A 19,200-nucleotide genomic window follows, 5' to 3' on the forward strand; every position below is an offset into this window, starting at 1 on the left:
CCTCATCACGTACGGCGGGGTCAGCCGGTTCACGGTCATCCACGGATCGGCACGTCAGACGCTTCGGCCGAGATCTCCAATCCTTCGGCCACGCTCTTGACCCCGGTCACCTTGACGTCGAAGGGCAGCTTGCCCTTGAACGGGATCGTGTAGGAAACGAGCTGCGCGGCCTGGGCGGGCAGGCCCTCGATCTTCTCGGCCTGGATCCTGATGCCCCCGTCGGCCAGCTCGACCCGCAGCTCGGCGTTGATCTTCATCTTCGTCACCCCCACCGTCACCTCGCCCGACGCCGTGAGCCGCTGCCCGTTGCCGCCGATCTTGACACCCTGCGGGGCGTACTTGTCGATCGTCGCCCTGGTCAGGGTGCCGCTGATGGTCACGCGGCCGGCCTTGGCCGTGGGTCTGTTCTGCAGGACGTCGGCCAGGGGAGCCGTCACGTCGTAGGCGGCGCCCCGCAGGTTCTTGACCGGCACGCCTCCGTAGTTGAACGTGCCGAGATTGAACCGTACCTCCGGATAGCGTCCGGAGATGGCCTGAGTGAGAAACGGGATGCCCTCAATGGTGACGGTGGGGGGGCCACTGAGGTCCGCGGCGGCCGCGATCCTGTTCGCCAGGTCGCGTTCGACTCCGGCCGCGGCGACCCGGTCGACGGCGACAAGGAGAACGACCAGCACGATCAGGAAGACGATCAGTTTGCGCATGGGGCTCCCTGTCTAGGAGGGGGCAAGAGCCTATCGACTCCTTCCCCGGGGAGACGACCGATCACCCGCCGGCGAACGGCGGGAGCACCTCCACGGTCGCGCCCTCGCCCAGAACGACCTCGTCGTGGGCCCGCTTGCCGACCGGCGAGCCGTCCACGAGGAATGAGCAGCGTCGCACCACCCGTGCCAGATCTGCACGATTTTGTGTGATTTTGGTCATTAGTTCACCAAGAGTGACCGCTTCGAACGATTCCTCGGCGACACCCGCCGCCTCCTTGGCCGCCGCCCAATACCGTATTTTTCCTGTGGCCATGCCAACCTCACCATCTTCCGGTGTTCCATTGTGCGTCGCCCTTAACCGGGTTGTTTCAGGAGACCCGCTGTTCACCTGGTGGACGCGCAATGGACGCGACCTACTCGTGGGATATCCTCACGTACAGGACCTGGGCGACGTAGCCCCCGGGTCCTTGCGCGTTTGAGGAGGCCGTAATGAGCAACCTGCTCCTGCTGACCAACGCCCTCGAGCCCTCAGCCGAGGTGCTGCCGGCGCTGGGGCTGCTGCTCCACTCGGTCCGCGTCGCTCCAGCGGAGGCGTCCGCACTGATCGACACGCCTCCCCACGACGCCGTCCTCGTGGACGCGCGTAAGGAGCTCGTGCAGGCCAAGAGCCTGTGCCGGTTGATCCGCACCACCGGCATCGACTGCCCGCTGCTGGTGATCGTGACCGAGGGCGGGCTGGCCGCGATGACCGCGGAGTGGGGCGCGGACGACGTGCTGCTGGACAGCGCGGGACCGGCCGAGGTCGAGGCGCGCCTGCGCATGGCGACCGGGCGCATCTCCCAGGCCGCGGCCGAGGACGTGCCCGACGAGATCCGCAGCGGCGACCTGGCGATCGACGAGGCCACCTACACCGCCAGGCTGCGCGGCCGGGTCCTCGACCTGACGTTCAAGGAGTTCGAGCTGCTCAAATACCTCGCGCAGCACCCCGGCAGGGTCTTCACCCGCGCCCAGCTGCTGCAGGAGGTCTGGGGCTACGATTACTTCGGCGGCACCAGGACGGTCGACGTGCACGTGCGGCGCCTGCGCGCCAAGCTCGGCACCGAGTACGAATCGCTGATCGGAACGGTCCGCAACGTCGGATACCGCTTCGTCCCCGACCGCACCGAGACCGCACACATCTGATCCCTTTCTTCGCAGGCTCGATCCGGCCGATTGACAGCGGGGCCCGCCGATGTGACACATTGGTGTTCGGTCCGTTTTACGTCTGTCATGCCAAGGACACCGCCGTCCGCAGGGGGTGGTGTCGGGGTGGGATCGTTCAGGTCGCTGGTGGACGAGGGCGCCCGTCCGCGCGTTTTCCGGCGTAACGAGACCGTTTGCTCGCCGTTGCGGCCCGCCAACCGCGTTTACCTCATCGACTACGGCTACGCCCGCGAGTACAACACCCCGGCCGGAGAGCGCGACGCCATCCACGACCTGCGCGGCGACGGCGACCTGATCGGCGAGCTGGCCTTCTGGAACCCGAGCGAGCGGGTCAGGATCGACGCGCTGACCGAGCTCCGGGCCTGGCCCATCGACATGCGCCGGCTGCGCGAGCACGCCGCCGCCAGCCCCGCCGTGGCCACCGCGCTGGTCCAGGAGTTGTTCGCCAGGAACGTGGCCGCCCGCAGGCACGAAGCCCTCGCCCGCGCCCCTGTCGCCGCCCGGCTGGCCGTGTGGCTGCTGCATCTCGACGAGCGGTACGGTCTCGCCTCGGCGTCGGCCCCGCCGCTGTCCATGGAGACCCTGGCCGACCTGGTCGGCAGCTCGCCCGACGTGGTGCAGCGCCAGCTCCAGCAGTGGGTGCAGCGCGGCTGGCTGGTACGCCCCGGCTACCGGCGGCTGCGCATCGAGGACCCGCCCGCGCTGCGGGCGGCCGCCGCCGGCTGGGAGCACCTGTCGGCGCCGTGGACGGGCCGGGTGACGCCGTTCCTGACCCGGCCCGGCGCCGCCGCGGACCCGTTGCCGGTCGGCGAGCTGCCCAAGCCCCGCCAGCTGTCCCCGGACGTGCCGGACTTCACCGGGCGGCAGCAGAGCCTCGACCTGCTCACCGGCTGGCTGGACCGGGCTCGCCGGCCGAACACCATGGTCGTGCAGGGCTTACCCGGCGTGGGCAAGACCGCGCTGGTGACGCACTGGGGCCACCTGCACGCCGACCGGTTCCCCGACGGGCAGATCGTGATCGACCTGCGGGGCCAGTCGCCCAACCAGCCGCCGATGAACGCCGTGGAGGCGCTCGGGCAGATCCTGCGCTCGCTCGGGGTCAGCGAGCCCGCCCCCGACGAGGCTGAGCTGATGCTCCTCTACCGCAGCAGGATCGCCGGGCGCAAGCTGCTGCTCATCCTCGACAACGCCGCCGACCCCGCCCAGGTGCGCCCGCTGCTGCCGGGCAGCAAGGACTGCGTGGTGCTGGTGACCAGCCGCACGCGGATGGCGCCGCTGCGGGCCACCGGGCACGCCGACCTCATGGACCTGGGGGTGCTCGACCCGGGCAACGCGGTGGCGCTGCTGGTGGCGGTGCTCGGGGAGGACTCGCCGCGGGCCGCGGACCGGGACGCGCTGGCCGAGCTGGCCAGGGTGTGCTCGTACCATCCGTTCGCGCTGCGGATCTCGGCGGCCAAGCTGGCCGAGAACCCCGGGATGAGCGTGCAGTCGCGGGTGCGGGAGCTGCGCAGGCCTGACCGGCTGCTGGTGGGCGATCCGGAGGAGGCGTTCCGGTCGGCGCTCGATCTGGCGTACGAGTCGCTGAGCCCGGCGCAGCGACGGGCGTTCCGGCACGTCGGGCTGCTGCCCGGGCGTGACTTCACGCCGGAGGTGCTGGGCGCCGCGCTGGGGGCGCCGGTGAACGAGGCCGTGGCCGCGGTGGAAGAGCTGCACCGGGCGTACCTGGTCGAGCCGCTGCCCGGGCCCCGTTATCGGGTGCACGACCTGGTCAAGCGCCTGGCCAGGGAGCTGGGCAGGCACGCGGAAGCGGGCGTGCGCGAGGCCAGGGCGCGGCTGCTCGACCACTACCTGGCGGTGGCGGCCGATCCGAAGACGGCGCGGGAGTGGTTCGAGGCCGAGCGGCGTTCGCTGGTGTCGGCCGTGCGGCTGGCGGAGGAGAGCGGCGCGTACGGCATGGCGTGGCGGCTGGCGGAGGCCGTGTTCGCGCCGTTCAGGCGGCTGCGCTTCTACGAGAACAACCTGGAGATCCAGCAGGCCGGGCTGACCTCGGCCATGCAGATCGGCAACCGGCGGGCGATCGCGCTCATGCGCGGCAATCTGGGCTCGATCCACCGGGACATCGGTCCGTCGACGCTGGCGGTCAGGTTCATCGGGGAGGCGCTGGCCGACTACGCCGCGCTCGGTGACGCGGTGGGGCAGGCCCGCGCGCTCAACGAGCTGGCCGAGGTGCACGGCATCGCCGGCAACAGCGAGGACGCGCTCAAGTGCGCCGACGAGGCGCTCGGCCTCTACCGGGAGATCGACGACCCGGCGGGCGTGGCCGGCTGCCTGCACACGCTCTCCCGGCTGCACCTGTCCCAGGAGCGATACGAGCTGGCCCTGCAGTACGCCGGCCAGGCCCTGGACGTACGCGAGGAGATCGGCGACCGCAGGGGCACGGCGCAGAGCCTGATCACCCTGGCCCGGGTGCAGCAGAACCTGGGCGAGCCCAACGCGGCGCTGGAGGAGGGCCTGGAGGCGCTGTCGATCTGCCACGAGCTGGGCGACGAGCACGCCGAGGCCGAGACGCTGCTGTGCCTCGCCGAGATCTACGACCTGCTGCGACTGCCGCAGGACGCCCAGCGCGACGCCGAACGCGCACTGGCCGGCTACACCGCGACCGGCGACCAGTACGGCTGCGGCCGGGCCCTGTGCGCGCTCGGGCGCATCGCACGCAACGGCTCACGGTACGACGAGGCCCTCGCCTACTACGAGCAGGCCCTTGCCGTGCAGGTCGAGCTCCATCACGAGCAGGGCAAGGCGGAGACCCTCGGCGACATCGGGCTGGTGCACTGGCGGCTGTCGGACTACCTGCGGGCCGACGACTACCTGAACCAGGCGCTGTCGATCAGCCGGGTGATCCACGACGGGCCCGTCGAGGCCCGCATGCTCAACCGGCTCGCCAGGGTGCGGCGGCGGCAGGGGCAGGTGCAGGTGGCGTTCGTGTACGCGCTGGAGGCCCTCGACATCGTGCAGGGCCTGGGGAACCGGCGGGCGGAGGGCGACGTGCAGGAGACGCTGGCGTACACGTATCTGTCGCTCGGGCAGCACACGCCCGCGCTGCGGGCGGCGAAGGCGTCGCTGGCGATCAGGGAGGAGCTGCGCGACAACCGGGCCAGCGCGCTGCTGTCGATCGCGCAGGCGCTGCACACGGCGGGCCGGCCGGCGGCGGCGCTCGGGCCGGCCATGGAGACGGCCGAGCTGCAGAACGAGACCGGCACCAGGGACCGGTGGGCGGCGGCGCTCACGACGCTCGCCATGGTGCTGCTGGACCTGGACCGGGGCGAGGAGGCGCTGGTCTACGCGCGGCAGGCCAGGGACGTGCACCTGGAGTGCGGGACCAGGCGGGACCTCGGGTGCGCGTTGCGGGCGCTCGGGCTGATCTCGGGCAGGCTGGGCAACCGGGGCGCGGCCATCACCTATCTGGCCGAGGCGGTGCGAACGCTCGAAGAGGTCGGGGACGTCATCGAGGCGCAGCGTGTGGCGGAAGAACTCCGGAAATTGGCCTGAAATGCCGCTAAAAGTCGTGAATTCTTGAGAGTGAGGTCGCAGATCTTCTCCGAATTCTCCCGTTAGCTGGTGTCACCAGCTCATCACTGCGGAGGTGATTCGGATGCTCAAGAACCAGCTACGGCGCGACCTGCAGTCGCTCAAAAGACAGGCCCGCAAGGATAGGCGGATCACCGTCGCGCTGCTCGTCGGGGTGGCGGCTGCCTGGATCCGGCAGTTGCCTCTCGTGGAGGCGCCCGGCGACATCCTGCGGGGGCTGTCGTTCGGGCTGGTCACCGCTTCGACCCTCACCTGGGTGGCGTCCGCCCTGCTGGTGACCAAGACCACCCGGGTGAGCAAGGAGCCGGTGGAGGGGCTGCGCTGGGTGTCCAGGATCCAGCGGAGCAAGGAGTGGGCGTTCTGGTCGGTGGGCGCCTACGTGGCCTGGCACCTGCTGCAGTTCGTCGCCGCGCTGGCGCTGGGCTGACCGGGACGGCGGCGGGGCGTCACCCAGGAATGGGGCCGGGTGACGCCCCGTCGTCTCGCACCGGCAGTCCATGGCGCACCGGGGCGCCGCGGTGCTGGTGGCGTAGTCGTGGTGCAGCCGGCAACCGGGGTCCGGTTCCGCGGGCATGAGCCCAGGGTAGACCTGGGCTGACGGGGGTAGCGGCACGGCAGTGGGGAGGTGTGGCACGTGGCCGGCGATCTGATCGTTCCTGATGCCGCTCAGGGGGTCGTGGTGTTCGTGCACGGCAGCGGGAGCAGCCGGCTCAGCCCGCGCAACCGCTATGTGGCCCGCGTGCTCAATCAGGCGGGCCTGGGCACGCTGCTGTTCGACCTGCTGACGCCGGAGGAGGAGGCCGATCGGGCGAACGTGTTCGACATCGGGCTCCTGGCCGACCGGCTGCTGCGACGTACGGGCTGGGTGCGCGAGCAGGAGGAGGCGGCGGGCCTGCCGATCGGGTATTTCGGCGCGAGCACCGGCGCCGCCGCGGCGCTGTGGGCGGCCGCCGAGCCGGCCAACACGATCGCGGCGATCGTCTCGCGCGGCGGGCGTCCCGACCTGGCCGGGGATCGGCTGGCCGCGGTACGCGCGCCGACGCTGCTCGTCGTGGGCGGCCGGGACCCGGTGGTGGTGGAGCTCAACGAGGAGGCGCAGCGGCGCCTGCGGGCCGAGAGCCGGATGATCGTCGTGCCCGGCGCCACCCATCTGTTCGAGGAGCCGGGCGCGCTGGAGGCGGTGGCCGAGTACGCCCGCGACTGGTTCACCACGCACTTCGCCGCGCCACAGAAACCAGAATGACCGGAAATTCCGCGACATATGGGCATTTCGCCGCGCCGGGGTGACGCCTGGCCGAGCCGCTCTATTACGTTGCCGTGACTCACAGTTTGTGAAAACGTCAGGTGCGGAACGGGGACGGACATCCGGGATTGGGTCTGTGGACGCACCACTTCTAGAGCTCGCTGGCCTCACGTGGGAAATGCACGGCGTCCGGCGCGGCCTGTCGCCCGACCCGCTGACACTCGCCCCGGGGCACGCCGCTGTGGTGGTGGCCGCCGACTCCGTTGAGGCCGACGCGTTCGCCGACCTGCTGCTCGGCCTGGAGATGCCGGTCGGCGGCCGGATCTGTGTCGGCGGCGAGGAGATCACCATGCGGCTGCCGGCCGAGCGCGAGGTCGGTCTGGTCCCGGCGGGCGCCGGGCTGCTGCCGCATCTGACGGTCGAGCAGAATCTCACGCTGGCCGCTCGCGGCGACAACCTGGCGCCGTCGTTCGTCCACGGCCGGATCACGTTCATGGCCCGGCGGATGGACATCCAGGGCTTCCTGCGGTCCCGTCCGCACGAGCTGGCCCACGACGAGCGGCTGTACGCCGCCCTGGCCCGGGCGTTGTGCAGGCACACGCCTCCCAAGGTCATGGTGGTCGAGGACCGCACCGGTTACGGGCCCTGTCACGCGGCCGTGAGCGCGGCGCTGCGCGCCGATCCCGGCCTGGCCGTGCTGGTCGTGACCGACGACAGGACCAGGGTGGCCAGCCTCGCCTCGCCTTCGCGCTTCTGGGAGGTCGCCCATGTCGCTCAGCCGTAGGGGGGTACTGGCCGCGATCCCGGCCGTGGCCCTTGCCGGCTGCGGGCGGGACCGGCCGCTGCGGGTGGCGGTGGTCTGGAGCGGCGACGAGCTCCGGCGCTTCCTGGACGTGGTCAAGGAGTACGGCAGGCCGGTCAGCGTCTATTCGGCAGGTGACAACATCGCGGCCCTGCTCCGCGGCCCGGCCGAGGAGGTCATCCCCGACGTGGCGGTGATCCCCCGGCTCGGCCTGCTCTTCGACCCGGTGGTCCGGCGCCGCATCAGGCCGTGGACCGGCGGCCACGAGCAGCCCCCTTTCTGGCGCCGGCTCGTGACCACGCACAGAGGGCGCGAGGAACTCGGCGCCTGGTTCAAGATCGCACACAAGTCGCTCGTCTGGCACCGTGCCGGGGAGTTCGCGCAGCCGCCCGAGGACCTGGACACCTGGCGGCCCGCCCGCGGCACGCTCGCGATCGGGGCGGCCGACGGGTGGATGCTCAGCGACTGGTTCGAGAATGTCCTGCTCGCCTATGCCCCCGAGGTGTACAACGGGATCTTCCCCGCCACGGGCGAGCCGGGGAACCCGGCCTGGTGGGGCGTTGCACGGACCGAGGAGGCGCTGGAACTGCTGGCCACGATCTGGCGCGAAGCGTTCGACCCCGACCAGGGGAGGCGCGCGCTCACCATGCAGTTCCACGACTCCGTGCTCGACGTCTTCGTCTACCGCACCGCCGACCTGGTGGCGGCTCCCGACTTCGCCCTGCCGGTCATCGACCACTACGCCGGCCGGGGAGTCGCCGGCCACTTCCGCTTCCCGCGATGGCGGGACAACGCGCCGCCGCTGGTCGTCGGCGGGGACGTGGCGGTGGCGATGCGCGATGGGCGGGCCGATGCGATCGAGTTCATCAACTGGCTGACCAGGCCGCGAAGGCAGGACGAGCGGGACGCGCTGACGCAGTGGATCGGCGACGGCGGCTTCCTGACGCCGTTCACGCTGCCGTCCAACGCGTTGCTCCGCGGCCCGGCCAAGGAGCTGAACGACGCCGTGAACGGCCATTACGATCTGTCTGACCGGCTCATCGGCAGCCTGGAGGGCGGCGACGGGCGCGGGCTGTGGCGCGTGCTCACCGAGTTGTTCTCCGACGTGGTCGTCGGCCGGGCCGATCCGGTGAAGGCCGCGAACGACGCCCGCGAGAAGCTCGTCGCGGGGAGCCGGGAGGGTTCCTTATGAGCGGGGAAAACGCCTTCCTGTTCGAGGTGGTGCCGTACCACGACGCCCGCATCCCCGTGGTCAGGCACGGCCTCGGCCGCTGGCGCGCGTCCGTCTACCTGCTGCTCGCCGTGCTGCTGTCGGCGGGCGTCATCCTGGCCCCGCTCTGCGCCACCGTGATCATCAGCTTTGCCGAAGGATTCGCCGCCTACGACGTGCTGCGCGACGTCCAGGTCCTCCAGGCACTGGGCAACTCGCTCATCTGGCTGGTGCTGGCCGTGGTCGTGTGCGCGACAGGATTCGGCGTGGCCTGGCTGGCCAGGAACGCGGGCCCGGTCTCACTGCGGATCCTGCGCTTGGTGCTGGTGCTGCCCGCCGCGGTCTCCCCGCTCACCACAGGCGCGATCTTCCGCCTGCTTTACGACACCAACCAGCGGCGCGGCCTCTTCAGCGCCGTCCTCGGCGCCGACGTGGCCTTCCTCGGGCCGGTCTGGATCTGGCTGGTGCTGGGATCGGCGTTCGTATGGCAGTGGGCAGGGGTCGCGTTCCTGGTCTTCCACGAGGCGCTGGCCCGGTTGCCGACCAACCTGCTGCGGATGGCCAGGGCCTTCGGCATCAGCCGGGCGCGCAGGCTGTGGTCCATCGTGATCCCCGCGCTGGCCGGGCCGACGGCGCTGGCGTACCTGTTCGCGCTGGTGGCGGCGGCCCGCGTGTTCGACCTCGTGCTGATGGGCGCGCCGGGGTCGATGCAGGCCGAGGTCGAGGGCGGCGGGCTGTTCTGGTGGCGGCACCACGGCGACCTGGGCACCTCGCGTGCGGCCGCGCTAGCGGTGGTGCTGTCCACGCTGGTGGCGGTGCTGGCGCTGCCGTCGCTCGCCGGGCTGCGCGGGCGCGTGAGCTGGGCCGAGCCTTCCACCCGGACACTCACGCGGCCCCCGGCTCCGAGCCGGCGGACCCGGCTGGTGTGCGGGGTCGTGTCGGTGCTGTGGCTGCTGCCGTTCGCGGTGCTGGTGCTCACCTCGGTGCGCGACCCGATCGCCGCGACGCTGTCCGGGTGGTGGAGCGGCGGCCCGTGGAGCCTCGCCTCGTACGGGCAGGTCCTCGCCGACACGGGTTTCGTGGCCGCTCTGGGCACCACCTTCCTGCGGGCGGCCGTGGTCGTCGGGCTGGTGCTGCTGGCCGCCGTCCCGGCCGCGTACGTACTGGCCCACGAGCACCTGCTGCCGCGCCGCGCCTGGCGGCCGGCGCTCCTGGTCGCGGTGGCGCTGGCGGCTCTGCCTCCGCAGGCGTTCGCCGTGCCGCTGCAGCGCTGGCTCAGCCCCGTCGTCGGCACCACCTCCGCGCTGGCCATCGTGCACGCCGCGCTGGTGATCCCGCTGGCTGTACTCGTGCTGCACAGCGCCTTCACCCGGGTGGCGACGCCCATGCTGGCGCGGCACCGGTGGGAGCTGGTCCACGTGGTACGCGAGGCGCGCCCGGCCGTGGTGCTGGCCGGCGTGCTCGCGTTCGTGCTGGTGTGGAACGACGCGGTCGTCGGGCTGCTGCTCAACTGGCCGTCGGGCGACCACCTGCCGCTGATCGTGCTGGAGCAGTCCCGCCACTTCACCAGCTCCGTGGGCACGCTGGCGGCACAGTCGGTGATCGCGACCGCGGTGCCCATGGCCGTGGTCACCCTGACCGCCCGCTGGCTGTACCGCGGACTGACGCGAGGGGTCCGGCGATGACGGACATCTCGCGCCGGGACCGGTTACGGTTCCGGCTGTCGCGGTTCTACCGGCGGGCCAAGGCGCACTTGCCCGAAGGGCTGGGCGGGCTGGCCATGGGAGGCGGAATCACCCTCGTTCTCCAGCAAAAGGTGATCGAGGACCTGGTTGAGGGCGTCCCGCTGTGGCTGCTCGCCGGCCTGGCCTTCCCCCTGCCCTTCGCGGCCGGCTGGCTCGTCCGCGTCTTTCGCCGCCGTCGCGAGCCCGCTCCCCTGCCGCTGCCCGGCCGCCTGCCCGTCCCCGCCGCACGCGGCGACCTCATCGGCCGGGAAACCGAGATCAAGCAGGTCGTGGATCGGGCGAGGGAAAGCGGCCTGGCCGTGGTCCAAGGCCCCATCGGGATGGGCACATCCTCGGTGGCGATCCACGCCACGTGGGAGTTGGCCGACGACGCCAACAAGCAGCGGTACGCCGACGTCCGCGGTCCCGACCGGAACCGCGTGGAGCCGCCTCTGAGCGTCGCCCAGCGCGTGCTGCGCACGCTCGACCGGCCGCCCGGCGCCATCCAGGAGGCGGCGGACGCGACCTCGCACGTGATCGACGCGCTCACCCGCACCAAGCGGGTGCTCCTGCTCGACAACGTCAGCGAGTGGAGGCAGGTCGCCTGGTTGCCGTCCTGGGTGCCCGGCGCGTACATCCTGATCGCAGGCACGGTCTCGGGCGAGCTGCCGCCGCATGTCAAGCCCGTCGTGCTCGGCCCGCTCGCCCCGGACGCCGGGCGGGAACTGCTGGCCGGCCACATCGGCGACGAGCGTGCCGACCGCGGCCGGGAGGCCGTGGGACTGCTGGTCGAGGCGTCCGGGGGCAGCCCGTCGGAGATCGTCAGAATCGGCCGCTGGCTCGCCCGCAACCCGATGATCTCGTTGAGAACCCTGGTCGACGACCTCAACAGGCTGCCGATCGGCGAGAAGCTCGGCTTCGTGCTCAACCTGAGCGTCAAGCAGCTCAGGCCGACGGCCAAGCAACTGCTCATCCTGCTGACCGGGCTGCCCATCGCCGAGGTCGACCATCGGGCCGCCGCCGCCCTGCTGGGCCTGCCCTCCGCCAAGGACACGATCGACGAGCTGGCCGAGCTCGGCCTCGTGGAGAACGTGCGGATGACCCGGGTCCGGGTGACGAACGTGACCCGCGGCGCCGGGGCGCGGAGCACGCCGAGCGAGGCCGCCGCCTGGCGGCGGCTGGTGGGGCACTTCGCCGAGCAGGCCGACACGTACGCCACCCAGCTGCCCGCCGACGAGGCCCGCACCTGGTTCGCGATCGAGGATCAGGTGCTGCTGCAGGTCCTGGCACGCCCGGACCCTGTGCTCAAGACCAGCCGCGCGCTCGGCCGCATCGCCGACGCGCTCGAGTACTGGTTCCGGCTCGAACAGCGGCACGAGGACCGGCTGCGGGCGGCGCAGGCGCTGGCCAGGGCAGCCGAGGCGCTCGGCGACGAGAACGTGCAGGCCACCGCCGAGCTACGCCAGTGCGCGATCCTGCTCACCTCCGGCGACCCGCGCAAGGCCAGGGAGCACTTCGCCAAGGCGGCCCAGCTACGGGTCAAGGTGGAGTCCTGGCCCCCGGAGCTGCACCTGGAGCACGCGGCCATCCTGCTGGCCGGCGGCGACCAGTTCACCGCCATCGAGGCCGCGCTCGTCCACTACGGCCAGGCGCTGCCCCGGGGAGACGCGGCGGGCCATGCGCTGCAGGGGAACAACATCGCCGCGCTGCTCATGCGCAATGGGCAGCAGCTTGATCACGGTGGCTGGGGCCCCGAGGCCCGTCAGTTGTACCGCCAAGCACGCGCCGTGCTCTTCGAGTCCCTGGAGAATGCGCAACGAACCGGCGACCGCGGCGCGGAGGCGCACGCGGAGGAACTGCTCGCGCTCGCGGACTTCTACCTCGGCCAGAGCTTCGACGCGGCCGCCCACCTGCGGCACGCCGAGTTGCTCTATGCGGAGAGCGCCGACGAAATCGGGCGCGCGCGGTGTCTCGTGCAGCGGGCCGGGGCCATGCTGGAGGATCCTGGGCACCGGCCCGAGGAGGTGGCGGCGCTGCTGGACGACGCGCTGGACGGGCTCCCTCCGGCCGGGGTCAGCACCGCGCTGGCGCACCTGCACCTGGCCAGGCTGCGGCCCGAGAACTCCGCCGCGCACCGGGAGGCCGGGCTGGCGGCGCTCGCTCCCTGGGACGAGATCGCGGAGCGGCTGCAGGTGCTCAAGCTTCGGGAGTATCTACGGGCTCTGTGACATGATCGGTGTGGCACCGGTCGCCTCGGCGATCAGGCGCTCGTAGACCTCCGCCGCCGTCGTCTCGCAGCCCAGCCGGTGCCCGGTCAGCTCGCCGTGGTCGTCGCTGGACCCGGTCACCGTCAGCCCGAGCTCGGCGGCCAGCCGGCGGAGGTGCGCGCGGGCGTCCGCGTCGTGGTCCAGGTGATCGGCCTCGACCCCGAACAGCCCGGCCGCCGCCAGCTCGGCGATCCACTCGTCCGGCACGACCTTGCCGCGCTTGGCCGCCTTCGGATGGGCCAGCACCGGCACCCCGCCTGCCGCTCGAACCAGGCGTACCGCCCGCTCGGGGTTCAGCGCGTAGCGGGTCACGTACGCGCGACCGCCCGACCCGATCCACTCCGGCGTGAACGCCAGCTCCGGCGTGGCGATCGCCCCGGCGGCCACCATGGCGCGGGCGATGTGCGGCCGCCCCACCGGCCCGCCCGCGGCCAGCTCGGACACCTGCTCCCAGGTGACCGGCACACCGAGCTCGGCCAGCCGCTCGACGGTCAGCCGCCCGCGCAGCTCGCGCGCCTCCCTGATGCGCACGCACTCGGCCTCCAGCTCGGGCTCCGCGGGATCGAAGAGGTAGGCGAGCAGGTGGATGCTCTGCCCGGCACGCCGGCAGGACAGCTCCATGCCGGGCACGAGTGTCAGCCCTCCGGGCAGCGCCTCGATGGCCGCGGAGTGCCCGGCGACGGTGTCGTGGTCGGTCAGCGCGAGCACGTCCAGGCCGCGCTCGCGGGCCCGGCGCACCACGTCGGCCGGAGGCTGTGTGCCGTCGGAGGCGCTGCTGTGGCTGTGCAGGTCGATACGCATCGTTCCCGATCGTAGGCGCGGACCTTGTCACCCGCGACAGGCCGCTGAACGCGGCCTGTCGCGGGGCGGCCTGTCACATGGCGATGGTCGCCAGCGTTCTGCCGTCGAAGGTCTCGACCGTGAAGTGGTTGAGGTCGTCCTCGGGAAGGCTGGTGCCGCCGTGCAGCACCAGGGGGTCGGGCGAACCGGGCACGCCGTACCCCTTGTCGGGGACACCCCAGCTGGCCACGACCTCGGAGCGGCCGTCGTCGCCGATCGCGAGCAGGCGGCACTGCAGCGGTCCCTTGACGCCCTTCAGCTCCAGCGCGACGTGGGTCCCCCAACCCTTGTCCTCCAGGCCGATGACGGCGGACGTGCCCGTGGCGGTGTCCGTGGCGGAGTAGGTCTTGCCGGTCATGAGCAGATGCCGGGCCGGGCCGTGGATGCTGTCCGGGTTGGGTCCGCCGGTGACCGAGTTGACGGCCAGGAAGACGCCGGCCGCCACCAGCACGCAGGCGGCGGCGCTCATGATCGTGCGGTTGAAGCGCCGGCGCCGGCGCTCGGCGGCGGCCCGGCGTACCAGCAGGGACTCGACCTGCGGGTCCGGCGGGTTCGGCAGGAGGTCGTCCGGGTGCACGCTCCTGATCAGCTGCCCCATCTCGGCGAACATCCCGACCTCACCGGCGCAGCTGGCGCAGCCGGCGAGGTGGCGCTCGAACACCGCGCGCTCCTGCGCGTCGAGCAGGCCGAGCGCGTAGGCGGCCACGTCTTCGTGATGCACCTCGGTCATGGCTGCACCACCCCCCTTTCACTAATGTGATGCCCCTCCGTCACGGCAGCATCACCCCCCTTTCCTCCAATGCGACGCGTAATGCGCGCATGGCGTAGTACACGCGGGACTTCACCGTGCCGACGGGCACGCCGATCGTCTCCGCCGCCTCCTGGACGGTGCGGTCCAGCAGGAACGTCTCGGTGAGAACCTGGCGATGGGCCGGGGAGAGCGAGAGCATCGCGTCCGTCACCACGATCTCGCGCAGCAGCCGCTCGTCCTCGGCGGGCGTGGGCTGCACGCGTTCGGGGATCTCCTCGACGGTGTCCAGAGGGCGGGTGCCGGTGCGGCGGCGGTCGTCGATGACCACGCGGCGCGCGACGGTCGCCAGCCATGGCATGAGCGAGCCGGAGTCGGTGCGGAGCTCGTGGAGGTTGCGCCAGGCGCGTACCAGGGTCTCCTGCACGACGTCCTCGGCCCAGCGCCGGTCGCCGCCCGTCAGCCGGATGGCGAAGGCCATCAGGGGGGCGCCGTATTCGCGGTAGAGGGCTCGGACCATGGCTTCATCCGTTACGCGGCGATTCACGGGGGCACGGGCTCCTCGCGCTGCGGATATCATGAAATATCGCGCTGAGATGGGATTTATTACTCTAGCCAGCGACGAGGGCCCACGACCGGGTAATTCGCCCTCATCGTACAGCTAGATCTAATTGATAAATCAGGCCTAGTCCCCTGGAGAGGGGATTATGATCATCAGGACCACCATCCGCGATCCCGCGGCCGCCGCTGAGCTCGATGTCGAGGTGACGGCGGAGCCGGAGACGACGATCGGCTCGCTGCTGCGGGCCCTGCCCATCGCGGTCAAGGGACGACAGTGCTTCGTCGGCACCGCCAAGCTCGACCCCGAGGCCGCCGTGGCCGGCAGCCCGATCGTGCCTGGGGCGACGATCAGCGTGGGCGAGCCGGAGCGGGTCCAGCCCTGGCGGCCGCTCGCCGCGGCGGGCGCGATCCGCGTGTTCGCGGGACCCGACACGGGCCGGGTGATCTGGCTGAGCCCCGGCAGCCACGTCATCGGCCGGGAGTGGACCGACATCGGTCTCCTGCGCGACCAGCGGGTGTCCAGGCGGCACGCCCGGCTCGACGTGTCGTGGACCGGCGAGGCCACGGTCGTCGACCTGGGCTCGCGCAACGGCACGCTGGTGGACGAGTTACCCGTGCGGGAGCCGGCCGCGCTGCGTCCCGACGGCGTCCTGCAGGTGGGCGACAACCGGCTGCGGTGGGCGCCGCTGCCGCCGTCGCGGCTGCGGACCACGCGGGCCAGGGACGGGCGCATCGACTTCGACCGGGCGTTCTCTCCCGCTCCCGCGGTCCCAGGCGCCAGGCTCGCCCTGCCCAGAAATGAGAGCCCGCCTCGCAATATCGCGGTGGCGCTGCTTTCGTCGCTGCTGCCGCTGCCGATTTCCATCGCCATGGCGATCTTGTTGAAAAGTGCATATTTTCTGCTCTTCGGAATATTGACGCCGATTACCTTCTTCGCTACGCAGTGGGTCGAGGGACGGCAGCGCAGGAAGAAAGAACGCGAGTTCGAGGAGCGCAAGCGGGAGACCCTGGAGCGGATCCGCCGGCACGTCGTACACGAACAATGGTTGCGGCACCTCGTCGCGCCCGACGAGGTGGATCTCACGTTCGCCGCCACGCACGAGGGCCCGGGGCTGTGGCCGCGCAACGCCGACTCCCCCGACGGGCTGACGCTGCGGGTGGGGGTCGCGGACGAACCGGCCACGATCCAGCTGGACGGGGAGCCGTGGCCGGGGTTCTCCGAGCCGATGCTGCGCGGGGTTCCCGTGACGGTGGATCTCCGGGAGATCGGCGTGCTCGGCGTCATCGGACCGCCCGAGCCGGTCGACGCGCTGCTGCGCTGGCTGCTGGTACAGCTCGGCACGTTGCGCGCGCCGGACGAGCTGCGCCTGGTGCTGATCACCGCGTCCGGAGGGGAGCACCTGGCGTGGGCGCGCTGGCTGCCGCACCTGTGCCCGGACGGGTCGCCGATCCCGTGCCTGGTGGGCAACACGCCCGAGACCCGGACGGAGCGGATCGAGGAGCTGAAGAACCTCGTCACCGAGCGGCTCGAGCTCCGCGAGCGCCGCTTCTCCGAAGAGGTGGTCGTCGTCCTCGACGGGGCGCGGGCGTTACGCGACATTCCAGGAATGAAGGAGGTGCTCAGGGAGGGCCCGTCAGTCGGCGTGTACGTGATCTGCGCCGACCAGCGCAGCCTGAACGAGTGCCGCGGCGTCTGCGAGCTCGACGGCACCGGCATGCTGCTCACCCGCGGCCGCCAGGGCCTGCCGGTGTCGGTGCAGCCGGAGAGCCTCGGGGAGCAGGCCGCCGAGCGCATCGCCCGCGCGGTGGCGCCCATGCGCGACCGGCTCACGCTGGCCCGGGCGGAGGCCGTGATCCCCTCGGCGGTGCGCCTGCTGGACGTGCTCGGGCTCGGCGTGCCCGACGCCGGCCTCGTCCTGAGCCGCTGGAGTGCCGACCCCCGGCCTACCACCAGAGTCGCCATCGGCGCCGACGGCTCCGGCCCCGTCACCGTGGACCTCGCGGCCGACGGCCCGCACACGATGCTGGGCGGGGCCACGGGAGCGGGCAAGAGCATCCTGCTGCAGACGCTCGTCACCTCGTTGCTGCTGGCCAACCGGCCGGACGAGCTGAACCTGGTGCTGGTCGACTTCAAGGGCGGCAGCGCGTTCCTGCCGTTCGAGCACTGCCCGCACGTGGTGGGGCTGATCCGCTCCACCGGCGACACGGCCGCCGACGTGTTCGACGAGAGCGCCGCGCGGCGCGTGCTGGCTTCCGTACGCGCCGAGGTCCGCCGCAGGGAGGCCATCCTGGCGCGCTACGGCGGCGAGATCGACGCCTATTGGGACGCCGGCGGGCGGCTCCCCCGGCTCGTCATGGTGTTCGACGAGTTCGCGCGGGTGCTGGAGTCCTCGCCGGACTTCCTGCGCGAGCTGGTGAACGTGGCCGCCAAGGGCCGCTCGCTCGGCATGCACCTGGTGCTGGCCACCCAGTCGTTGCAGGGCAAACTGTCGCCCGAGCTGAAGAACAACATCTCCCTGCGCATCACGCTGCGGCAGAACGAACCCTCCGACAGCACCGAAGTCCTCGGCGTGCCGGACGCCGCCGCCATCCCGTCCCGGCAGCGCGGCCGGGGCATGATCATGCGCGTGGGCGGGGAGCAGCGCACGCCTCAGCTCTTCCAGACCGGTTACCTGGGCGATCCGCCCCCGGCCGGTGCCGCCCCCGCCACGGCCCGGGTGCTGCCCTGGACCGCGCTCGGGCTGCCGCGTCCCGAGGCGCCGTCGTCCCCGGCGCGAGGGCGTACCGACCAGGACCTGGCCATCGCGGCCGTGCTGGACGCGGCGCGGCGGCTGCCGAGCGAGCCGCCGTTCCGTCCTCTGCTGCCGCCGCTGCCCGCTGCGCTGCCCCTGGCCTCAGTGGTGGCCGTGGACGGGGTGCCGTACGGGCTGGCGGACGATCCCGCCAACCAGGCGCAACCCGCGATGGCGCTGGATCTGGGCGGGACCGAGCGGCTCATGGTGGCCGGCGGGCCGCAGTCGGGGCGGACCACGTTCGTCCGCACCTTGGTCTCCAGTCTGGCGGCGCGGTGCTCGCCCTCCCGGGTGTGGGTGTACGTGATCGAGAACCAGCCGCGCGGGCCGGCGGCGTACGCGTCGCAGCCGCACTGCGGGGCGGTGGCCGGGGCCGGGGAGCCGGATCGGATCCGGCGGATGGTGACGTGGCTGGCGGGCGAGGTGGAGCGGCGGCGGTTGTCGCGGGGCACAGGGGATCCCGTGATCGTGCTGGTCATTGACGGGTGGGAGTACTTCGAGGATCGCGGTAACCCTGACTTCGTGGAGACGCCGCTGCTGGTCACCGTGCGCGGGATCGTGGCCGGTGGGCCGCCGGTCGGCATCCACGTGGTGGCGGTCGGGGGGCATGACATGCTCCGGGGGAAGACGCCGGATCTCTTCTCGCAGCGGCTCTTCCTGCCTTTTCCCCGGGAGGAGACGCGGCGGGCGTACCTGTCGTCGGGGATGGTGTCGCCGCCCGTGCTGCCCGGGCGGGCGATCGAGGCGGCCACCGGGTTGCACGTCCAGATCTGCGTACCGCCGGAGCAGGTGACGGCGGTTCCCGGGGAACGACTCCCGAAGCCGTTCCCGCCGCTGCCCACCACCGTCCCGTTGCCCGAGACCGGCGACGCGGACGGCATCCCCATCGGGGTCGGTGGGCCCGACGTGCTGCCCATCGGCCTGGACCTCTTCGAGACGGGGCCGCACCTGGTGCTGGTCTCGGGGCCGCCGGGATCGGGCCGCAGCAACGCCGCCCTCGTCATGGCCACCGGGCTGCTCCGCGCCGGGGTGGACGTCCTGGCCATCGCCCCGCCCCGGTCGCCGCTCACCCGCTCATTGCCCGGCGCCCGTACGCTGGCGGGCACGTCGTTCACCGACGCCGACCTCCGGGAGGCGGCCGCGGCCTTCGAGGGCACCCGTCACGCCGTGGTCGTGGACGACTTCGACCAGCTCACGATCACCCCCAGAGAGCAGGGCTTCGACACCCTGCCCACACTCCTGCAGGACATCCTCGCCCCCGCCGGCCTGGGCCGCCGCGCGCTGATCATGGCCGGCGACGCCACCCCGCTCCTGGAGGGCCGCCGCCGCTCGTTGTCCGCCGAGGTCACCGAGATCCTCCGCACCGGCACCCGGCTCCTCCTCACGCCCGCGAACCGGGTGAACGCCCGGGAACACGGCGTCAATCTGGAGCCCGACCAGTTCTTCGCGGGACCGCCGGGGCGCGCGTACCTGGCCACGTCGCGGCGCCTGGATCTGATCCAGATCGCGTCCCTGTAGCCG

At 71.9% G+C, this 19,200-nt stretch carries 14 protein-coding genes; 9 read left to right on the forward strand and 5 right to left on the reverse strand.

Translation table 11 applies throughout. The features are described 5' to 3' along the window. Window positions 1-35 precede the first annotated feature (35 nt). Together ACIBX3_RS42775 and ACIBX3_RS42780 are read right to left on the reverse strand one after the other, a co-directional pair. Window positions 36-701 carry a DUF2993 domain-containing protein gene (locus ACIBX3_RS42775; protein WP_397126326.1) on the reverse strand — a complete coding sequence of 222 codons (666 nt, stop codon included), beginning with the start codon at window positions 699-701 and terminating at the stop codon, window positions 36-38. A 61-nt stretch (window positions 702-762) separates the two neighbouring features. Continuing rightward, window positions 763-1,014 carry a MoaD/ThiS family protein gene (locus ACIBX3_RS42780; protein WP_397126327.1) on the reverse strand — a complete coding sequence of 84 codons (252 nt, stop codon included), beginning with the start codon at window positions 1,012-1,014 and terminating at the stop codon, window positions 763-765. Window positions 1,015-1,190: 176 nt separating this feature from the next. Here ACIBX3_RS42780 and ACIBX3_RS42785 point away from each other — a divergent pair, with 176 nt between their 5' ends. From ACIBX3_RS42785 to ACIBX3_RS42820, 8 genes are all read left to right on the forward strand, one after another. Continuing rightward, window positions 1,191-1,883: a response regulator transcription factor gene (locus ACIBX3_RS42785; RefSeq protein ID WP_397126328.1), complete on the forward strand. Its 693-nt coding sequence runs from the start codon at window positions 1,191-1,193 to the stop codon at window positions 1,881-1,883. Between the two features lie 126 nt (window positions 1,884-2,009). After that, window positions 2,010-5,453, forward strand: coding sequence for a tetratricopeptide repeat protein (locus tag ACIBX3_RS42790; RefSeq protein ID WP_397126329.1), 3,444 nt, complete (start codon window positions 2,010-2,012; stop codon window positions 5,451-5,453). Window positions 5,454-5,556: 103 nt separating this feature from the next. Beyond that, a complete protein-coding gene (locus ACIBX3_RS42795; protein WP_397126330.1) occupies window positions 5,557-5,919 on the forward strand; it encodes a hypothetical protein in 363 nt (120 codons plus the stop codon). 207 nt (window positions 5,920-6,126) lie between these two features. Further along, the gene (locus tag ACIBX3_RS42800; RefSeq protein ID WP_397126331.1) at window positions 6,127-6,735 is read left to right on the forward strand and encodes a dienelactone hydrolase family protein; all 609 of its coding nucleotides are present in this window, start codon (window positions 6,127-6,129) and stop codon (window positions 6,733-6,735) included. 178 nt (window positions 6,736-6,913) lie between these two features. Continuing rightward, complete coding sequence (locus ACIBX3_RS42805; protein WP_397126332.1) at window positions 6,914-7,519, forward strand: ATP-binding cassette domain-containing protein; 606 nt, start codon at window positions 6,914-6,916, stop codon at window positions 7,517-7,519. After that, on the forward strand, window positions 7,503-8,729 hold the full coding sequence (locus ACIBX3_RS42810) for a hypothetical protein (protein ID WP_397126333.1): 1,227 nt from the start codon (window positions 7,503-7,505) through the stop codon (window positions 8,727-8,729). The genes ACIBX3_RS42805 and ACIBX3_RS42810 overlap by 17 nt, the downstream gene beginning before the upstream one ends. Next, window positions 8,726-10,432: an ABC transporter permease subunit gene (locus tag ACIBX3_RS42815; RefSeq protein WP_397126334.1), complete on the forward strand. Its 1,707-nt coding sequence runs from the start codon at window positions 8,726-8,728 to the stop codon at window positions 10,430-10,432. Before ACIBX3_RS42810 ends, ACIBX3_RS42815 begins: the two co-directional genes overlap by 4 nt. After that, the gene (locus ACIBX3_RS42820; RefSeq protein WP_397126335.1) at window positions 10,429-12,699 is read left to right on the forward strand and encodes a hypothetical protein; all 2,271 of its coding nucleotides are present in this window, start codon (window positions 10,429-10,431) and stop codon (window positions 12,697-12,699) included. The genes ACIBX3_RS42815 and ACIBX3_RS42820 overlap by 4 nt, the downstream gene beginning before the upstream one ends. On the opposite strand, the gene ACIBX3_RS42825 is transcribed toward ACIBX3_RS42820, so the two are convergent. The 3 genes from ACIBX3_RS42825 to ACIBX3_RS42835 form a co-directional block, all read right to left on the reverse strand. Continuing rightward, a complete protein-coding gene (locus tag ACIBX3_RS42825) occupies window positions 12,685-13,539 on the reverse strand; it encodes a PHP domain-containing protein (RefSeq protein ID WP_397126336.1) in 855 nt (284 codons plus the stop codon). The two genes, ACIBX3_RS42820 and ACIBX3_RS42825, sit on opposite strands and share 15 nt — an antisense overlap. Before the next feature lie 73 nt (window positions 13,540-13,612). Continuing rightward, entirely contained in the window at window positions 13,613-14,308 is a 696-nt protein-coding gene (locus tag ACIBX3_RS42830; protein ID WP_397126337.1) for an anti-sigma factor family protein, read from the reverse strand. 40 nt (window positions 14,309-14,348) lie between these two features. Continuing rightward, window positions 14,349-14,846 carry a sigma-70 family RNA polymerase sigma factor gene (locus ACIBX3_RS42835; protein WP_397126338.1) on the reverse strand — a complete coding sequence of 166 codons (498 nt, stop codon included), beginning with the start codon at window positions 14,844-14,846 and terminating at the stop codon, window positions 14,349-14,351. A gap of 187 nt (window positions 14,847-15,033) precedes the next feature. Here ACIBX3_RS42835 and ACIBX3_RS42840 point away from each other — a divergent pair, with 187 nt between their 5' ends. Then, window positions 15,034-19,197, forward strand: coding sequence for an FtsK/SpoIIIE domain-containing protein (locus tag ACIBX3_RS42840; protein WP_397126339.1), 4,164 nt, complete (start codon window positions 15,034-15,036; stop codon window positions 19,195-19,197). The last annotated feature ends 3 nt before the right edge of the window (window positions 19,198-19,200 follow it).

It is taken from the genome of Nonomuraea sp. NPDC049480, assembly GCF_044465905.1.
In the GTDB taxonomy this organism is placed as follows: Bacteria; Actinomycetota; Actinomycetes; order Streptosporangiales; family Streptosporangiaceae; genus Nonomuraea.